Origin of the sequence: Streptomyces sp. FH025 (genome assembly GCF_017427025.1) — a bacterium.
Taxonomy (GTDB): domain Bacteria; phylum Actinomycetota; class Actinomycetes; order Streptomycetales; family Streptomycetaceae; genus Kitasatospora.
Window position 1 is genome coordinate 1 of record NZ_JAFLNG010000438.1, and the last position, 6,610, is coordinate 6,610.

Below are 6,610 nucleotides of genomic sequence, written 5' to 3' on the forward strand. Positions count from 1 at the left end.
AGCGCCGCGCTCGCGACGGCCGCGCTGGGCGCCGTAACCCCGGCCCACGCCGCGCCCGCCACCCCGGTCGCCGCGGCCGCAGCGGCTTCGGGCACCCAGCCCTACGCCTCGTACTGGTACCCCAACACCATCCTGAACTGGGACCCGGCCACCGACCCGGACGCCCGGTTCAACCGCTCCCGCATCCCGCTCCAGCCGCGCACCGCCGACCCCGCCCTCGCGGCCAACCCCAACGCCCGGACCGGCGAAGGGAAGATAGCCTCGCTGGTCTCCTTCGGCCCCACCTCCAACAACCCCTCCCAGGGCTCCGCCGACCCGAACTACTACGCCTTCGGCTACTGGCAGTACGTCGACAAGCTGGTGTTCTGGGGCGGCTCGGCCGGCGAGGGCCTGATCCTCGCGCCCAACCCGACCGTCATCGACGCCGCCCACCGCAACGGCGTCAAGGTCTACGGCACCGTCTTCTTCCCGCCCACCGCGTACGGCGGCCAGCTCCAGTGGGTGCGCGACTTCGTCCAGAAGTCCGGCGGCCGCTACCCCGTCGCCGACAAGCTCGTCCAGGCCGCCCAGTACTACGGTTTCGACGGCTGGTTCATCAACCAGGAGACCGGCGGCGGAGACCAGGCCCTCGCGACCGAGCTGCGCAACCTGATGCAGTACACCAAGGCGCAGAGCGGCACCGACTTCATGTGGTACGACGCCATGACCACCTCGGGCGCGGTCAACTGGCAGAACGCCCTCACCTCGGCCAACTCGCCCTTCCTCCAGGACGGTTCGAAGCGCACCTCGGACTCGATGTTCCTCAACTTCGACTGGACGGCCAGTGGTCTGAACTCCTCGCGGACGCTCGCCCGGCAACTCGGCCGCAGCGAGTACGAGCTGTACTCCGGCATCGACACGGAGGCCAACGGCTACAACACCTCCGTCGGCTGGAACACCCTCTTCCCGTCCGGCAAGCCGCACACGACATCGCTCGGCCTCTACCGGCCCGAGTGGACCTGGAAGTCCGCCACCGACCGCGCCGACTTCTACGCCAAGGACTCCCGCTACTGGGTCGGCGCCAACGGCGACCCCTCGCGGATCGACCTCTCGTCCGCCTGGCCCGGCCTGGCCGGGTACGTCGCCGAGTCCTCGCCGATCACCGCCAAGCCCTTCGTCACCAACTTCAACACCGGCCAGGGCGACTTCTACAACGCGGCCGGCACCCGGGTCGCCACCGGCGGCTGGAACAACCTCTCGCTCCAGGACGTCCCGCCGACCTACCGCTGGGTGGTCAACTCGACCGGCAGCAGGCTCAGTCCGTCCGTCGACTTCACCGACTCCTACCAGGGCGGCTCCTCGCTGCGACTCACCGGCACCCTGGACGCCACCAACACCGTGCGGCTGTACGAGACGAAGCTTCCGGTCGCGACCACCACCAAGCTGGACCTGGTCACCAAGACCCCGGCCGCCGGGCCCACCAGGCTCAAGGCCGCCATCTCCTTCACCGACGCGCCGGGCAGCTTCACCACCCTGGACGTCGGCGCCGACTCCGGCACCGGCTGGGAGCGCCACACCCTCGACCTCTCCCCGTACGCCGGCCGCACCATCGCCCAGCTCGCCCTCCAGGTGACCGGCACCGACCCGGCGTACGACCTGCGGGTCGGCCAAGTCGCCGTCTACGACGGGGCGATGGAGAGCCCGGCCGCGCCGGGCGGACTGACCGTCCTCGGCGCCAGCGACGTGACCCCCGGCTCCAGCCAGTCCCTGCGGCTGTCCTGGACGGCTGCGCCCGGCGGCAACGTCCACCACTACGAGGTGTACCGGCGCAACGCGGACGGCAGCCGGACCTTCCTGGGCGCCACGCCCAACGACGCCTATTTCGTCGGACGGCTCGACCGGGCCGGCGCCGAGTCCAGCACCACGCTGGACGTCGAGGCGGTGTCCACCACCTACGGACGTTCCAACGCCACCTCCACCACCGTGAGTTGGAACGGTACGCCGCCGACCTCGACCAACCTGGCGCTGAACCGCCCGGCGACCGCCTCCGGCCAGTGCAACGCCGACGAGGGCCCGGCCAAGGCCGTCAACGGCAGCGTCAGCGGCGGGACGAGCGACAAGTGGTGCACCCTGACCTCGACCAAGTGGCTCGAGGTGGACCTCGGTTCGGCGAAGCAGCTGTCGAAGTTCGTGGTCAAGCACGCCCAGGCGGGCGGTGAGAGCGCCGCGTACAACACCCGCGACTTCTCGCTCCAGGTCCGCTCCAACCCCACCGACCCCTGGACGACGGTCGCCGACGTGACCGGCAACACCGCGGGCACCACCACCCACCCGGTGAACACCACCGCCCGCTACGTCCGGCTGGTCATCACCAAGCCCACCCAGAGCACCGATCCGGCCGCCCGCATCTACGAGTTCGAGGCCTGGGGCGCGTAGTCCCGCCCCCTCCTTCGGAAAGGAACCACCCCGTGTCGGTCACCATCACCGCCGTCGAGAGCACCGACCTGTTCGTCGGCCCCGAGGTCGCCCCGCGCCAGCTGCTGCGGGTGACGGTCGAGGGCCCGCCCACCCGGATCACCGTCACCGGAACGGGCGTTCACGGCGAGGCGACCGGCACGGGGCTGGTCGAAGTCCCGCTGGAGATCACCGGCGCCCGTCCCGGCGAGGAACTTCCCGTCACCGTACGGGCGGGCACCTGTTCGGTCGAGGCGGTCGTGGAGGTCGCGGAGCCCGGCTGGACGATGTTCCTGGTCTCCCACTTCCACTACGACCCGGTCTGGTGGAACACCCAGGCCGCCTACACCTCCCCCTGGGAGCTGCTCTCCGCCGACGCCACCACCCGGCCCCTGTGGGAGCGCAACGGCTTCGCCCTCGTCGACGCCCACATGGACCTCGCCCTGCGGGACCCGGTCTACAAGTTCGTCCTCGCCGAAGTCGACTACCTGAAGCCGTACTTCGACCAGCACCCGGAGCGCCGCGAAACCCTGCGGATGCTGCTGGACCGCGGCCAGGTCGAACTCGTCGGCGGCACCTACAACGAGCCCAACACCAACCTCACCGGCGCCGAGACGACCATCCGCAACCTCGTCTACGGCATCGGCTACCAGCGCGACATCCTCGGCGGCGACCCGCAAACCGCCTGGCAGCTCGACGTGTTCGGGCACGACCCGCAGTTCCCCGGCCACCTCGCCGCGGCCGGCCTCACCGGCAGCGCCTGGGCCCGCGGCCCGTTCCACCAGTGGGGCCCGATCCAGAAGAACTTCCGCGAGGCCAAGGACGACGCCCGGGTGATGCAGTTCCCGAGCGAGTTCGAGTGGATCGCCCCCGGCGGCGAGGGCGTCCTCACCCACTACATGCCGCACCACTACTCGGCCGGCTGGTGGATGGACTCCTCCCCGGACCTCGCCACCGCCGAGCAGGCCGTCTACGAGCTGTACCGCAAGCTCAAGCCGGTCGGGGCAACAAAGAACTTGCTGCTTCCGGTCGGGACGGACTACACCCCGCCGAACAAGTGGGTCACCGAGATCCACCGATCCTGGGCCGCCAAGTACCTGTGGCCGCGCTTCGTCTGCGCGACCCCGCGGGACTTCCTCGACGCCGTGCGCGCCGAACTCGCCGCCACGGGCCGCCGGCCCAGCCCGCAGACCCGCGACATGAACCCGGTCTACACCGGCAAGGACGTCTCGTACATCGACACCAAGCAGGCTGGGCGGGCGGGCGAGGTCGCGGCCGTGGACGCCGAGAAGCTCGCCACCCTCGCCTCCGTACACGGCCTGGGCCGCTACCCGGCCGCCGCGCTCGACAAGGTGTGGCGCCAACTCGCCTACGGAGCGCACCATGACGCGATCACCGGCTCCGAGTCCGACCAGGTGTACCTGGACCTGCTCGGCGGCTGGCGGGAGGCGTACGACCTGGCCTCCTCCGTGCGGGACGCGGCGCTGGACGCGCTGATGGCGCGGATCTCCACGGAGGGCGCGGGCCAGGCCGTGGTGGTGACCAACACGCTCTCCTTCGACCGGACCGACCTGGTCACCGTCGAACTGCCCTCCGGTACGCGGTCGGTGCGGGTCCTCGACTCTGCCGGCTCTCCGGTCCCGTGCGCCGTCGACCGGGGAACGCTGCGCTTCCTGGCCACGGACGTGCCCGCGCTCGGCTGGCGCACCTGGCGACTGGTCGAGGGCGCGCCCGACCCTGCGTGGACCGAGGCCGAGGGCCTCGTGATCGAGGGAGACCGGTACCGGGTGACGGCCGACCCGACGCGCGGCGGCGGGCTCTCCTCGGTGTACGACCTGCTGCACGAACGGGAGTTGATCCAAGACGGCCGCATCGGCAACGAGCTGCGGGTCTACGAGGAGTACCCGCAGCACCCCGACTTCGGTGAGGGCCCGTGGCACCTGGTGCCGAGCGGCCCGGTGATCGGCTCCGGTGAGGGGTTCGGGTCGGTCCGGCGCGAGGCCGGGCCGCTCGGCGAGCGTCTGGTGATCGACGGCGCGGTCGACGGGGTCCGCTACGAGCAGACCGTCACGCTGTGGCGCGGCCTGGACCGGGTGGACTGCCGGACCAGGGTCGTCGACTACTCGGGCGCCGACCGGCTGCTGCGGCTGCGCTTCCCGGTGGACGTCCCCGGCGGGCTGCCGGTCAGCGAGGTCGCGGGCGCGGTCGTCGGGCGCGGCTTCGCCATGCCGGACGTCGACTCGGCGGAGGCGCCCTGGACGCTGGACAACCCGGCCAACACCTGGTTCGGCCTCGGCGCCACCGCGCGGGTCGAGCTGACCGACCCGGCGGGCACGGTGACCGGCTCCCGCGCCCTGGGCGTGGCCGAGGTCGTCGTACCGACGCTGGACGACGCCGCCGACGCCCGGCCGCTGGTCGTCGCCCTCGCCCGGGTGGGCGTCACCGCCACCACCTCGGGCGCGGACTGGGCGCGGTACGGCTGGCTGGACGTGGACTCCAACCTGCCGGACTTCCGGATCGTCGTCGGCGGTCCGGAAGTCAACGACGCGGCCCGGGAGTTGATCGAGCGCGCTGGCTCGGACTACGCGGCCGCTCTCAAGGCGCACGGCGCGGTGTGGATCCCGGCCCTCACCCCCCTCGCCGAGGTCTGGCGCCCCGACGCCGATCTGCGCGATCTGCGGGCGATCCCCGCCCTGGTCGTGTCCGACGCCTCCGCGCTGGTCGACGACCTCGCCGACGCCCGGATCACCGCCGTCTGCCCGTCGGCGGTGTCCGAGCAACTCGCCGACCACACCGTGGCCTTGCTCAGCTATGGCCTGCCCGGCTTCGCCGTGGACACCACCGGCGCGCTGCACCTCTCCCTGATGCGGTCCTGCACCGGCTGGCCCTCCGGCGTCTGGATCGACCCGCCCCGGCGCACCCTGCCGGACGGTGCGTCCTTCCAACTCCAGCACTGGGCCCACGAGTTCAACTACGCGCTGGTCGGCGGCGACGGCGACTGGCGGGACCAGACCCTGCCCGCGTGCGGCCAGGAGTTCAACCACCCGCTGTACGCGCGGATCGCTCCCGCCCAGGACGGCCCGCTCCCGGCCACCCTCTCCTGGCTGCGGGTCGAACCCCAGCGCGAGGTCCTGCTCGGCGCGCTCAAGCCCGCCGGCAACCCGATCGCCCACGGCTCGGCGGACCCGGTCGGGCGCGAGCTGACCGTCCGCCTGGTCGAGTCCACCGGCCTCGGGCGGACGGTGCGGCTCGGCGGGGCTCTCGCCCTGGACGATCTCCGGCCCGCCGACCTGCTGGAACGCCCGCTCGTTTCTGGTACCCCGGCTCTCGATCTCTCCGGCTCGCAGATCGCCACCCTGCTCGCGACCCCTGCCGTGACCGCCCCGTCCGACGGCCCCGTGCTCGGCCCGATCGCCGAACCAGCCCAGCCCATCCACGCCCGCTACTGGCTGCACAACCGCGGCCCGGCCCCGCTCGGCTACCTGCCCGTGTCCGTCGGCGCCTCGCCCGGTCTGCTCCGTACGGCGGGGGAGCCGGTCTCGTTCTCCGTCGCCCTCTCCACGCAACTCCGCGACGCCGCCGTCGAGGGCACGGCCGTCGTCCTGCCGCCCGAGGGCTGGGAGACCAGCCTCGGCAGCCGCCCGTACCGGCTCGCGCCCGACGGCCACGTGCGCTTCCCCGTCACCCTCACCCCGCCGGCGGACGTCGAACCCGGCCTCCACTTCGCCGCCGTTCGGATCGAGCACGACGGCCAGCAGATCGAGGACGTGGTCACCATCGCCGTCGGCGAGGCCCCCGACCTGCTGCCCGTCCCTGGCGACACCCCCGAGGACTGGACGATCGCCCAGGGCACCAAGGCCACCACCGGCCGCGACACCGGCCTCGACGTCGCCGTCTCTGTTGACACCCTCCGCCTGACCCCTGGTCGTCAGGCCACCCTCACCCTCACCCTCACCAACCGCACCCGAGGCGAGATCCGCGGCGAACTGCAAGTCGTATCCCCCTGGGGCACCTGGGAGGCCATCGCCGACCCGATCCGAGGCTTCACCGCCCCGGCCGATTCCTCCACGACCGTCGACTTCACCATCACCACCCGCGAATCCACCGACCCGGGCGCGCACTGGGCCCTCGCCAAGGTCATGTGGTTCGGCCGCTGCCAGTACACCCCGACCGTAGC

At 72.1% G+C, this 6,610-nt stretch carries 2 protein-coding genes; both read left to right on the forward strand.

From position 1 onward, the window contains the following. Positions 1-2,415: discoidin domain-containing protein (locus J0670_RS26120; protein ID WP_207814120.1), on the forward strand; the 2,415-nt coding region annotated here is incomplete at its 5' end. Between the two features lie 32 nt (positions 2,416-2,447). Beyond that, on the forward strand, positions 2,448-6,610 hold a 4,163-nt coding region (locus J0670_RS26125), incomplete at its 3' end, for an NEW3 domain-containing protein (RefSeq protein ID WP_207814121.1).